This window comes from Oleiphilus sp. HI0132, assembly GCF_001635845.1.
Genome location: NZ_LWGJ01000066.1, coordinates 1 through 819, shown reverse-complemented (window position 1 = coordinate 819; position 819 = coordinate 1). Strand labels below are relative to the sequence as shown.

Annotated in this window: 2 protein-coding genes; one reads left to right on the top strand and one right to left on the bottom strand. The window is 46.3% G+C overall.

What is annotated here, in order from left to right; translation table 11 throughout:
* On the top strand, positions 1-384 hold a 384-nt coding region (locus A3766_RS00965), incomplete at its 5' end, for a nitronate monooxygenase family protein (RefSeq protein ID WP_197479150.1).
* A 205-nt stretch (positions 385-589) separates the two neighbouring features.
* On the opposite strand, the gene A3766_RS30045 is transcribed toward A3766_RS00965, so the two are convergent.
* Positions 590-819: HD-GYP domain-containing protein (locus A3766_RS30045; RefSeq protein WP_369808588.1), on the bottom strand; the 230-nt coding region annotated here is incomplete at its 5' end.

The following is an 819-nucleotide window of genomic DNA, read 5'->3' as shown; positions in this document are numbered from 1 at the left end:
ATACGTGCAGCTGAAGTGCTGGGAGCAGACTTTGCTTATATGGGAACACGCTTTATAGCCACCGAAGAAGCCGAGGTAGACCCTGACTACAAAAAGATGTTGGTTGAATCAGGGATTAAAGATTTGATCTTCACAGATACCTTTACTGGCGTGAAGTGTAACTTCCTTAAGCCGTCAATTGAGCGTGCTGGCGTTGACTTGGCAAGTTACCAGGCCAAGGAAAGTGTCGATCTTGATTTGGCAGGTAGTAATGCATGGAAGGACTTTTGGAGTGCTGGTGAAGGCGTATCGGGCATTCACACAATTAAATCGATGGCTGATTTAGTTAAGGAGCTAAAGGTAGAGTACCTGGGCGCAGTTGAAAAGCCGGGCTTTGCCAAGTAAAGGTTATAGTACGGTTAAGCTTGGCGCTGACGATACTGGGCAGGCGATACGTCCGCCCAGCGCGTAAATGAAAGCGAATGTGATTTCACTTACGATGTGTTTGAGGGGTTGTTTCACGTCTTTAAGATATTTGCTCCACGTGTTAGAGAGGCAGATACTGCGCTACAACAGATCGAATTATTTGTCCGGTAAGTATAGCGAGCACTTACTCGTCTTTGTACTTATCAGCGATTGCCAGGAATAAGTGGCAGTTATCCAGAAAGGCATCAAGCATCACTGGGTCAAAGTGTTGAGCTCTGCCCTCGCGCATAATCTCTAAAGCTTGTTCATGTGTCATGGCGCTTTTGTAACAACGCTTGGAGATCAAGGCATCATACACATCGGCAATCGCCATTAAGCGTGCAGATAATGGGATAGCTTCTTTGCTTAGCCCTT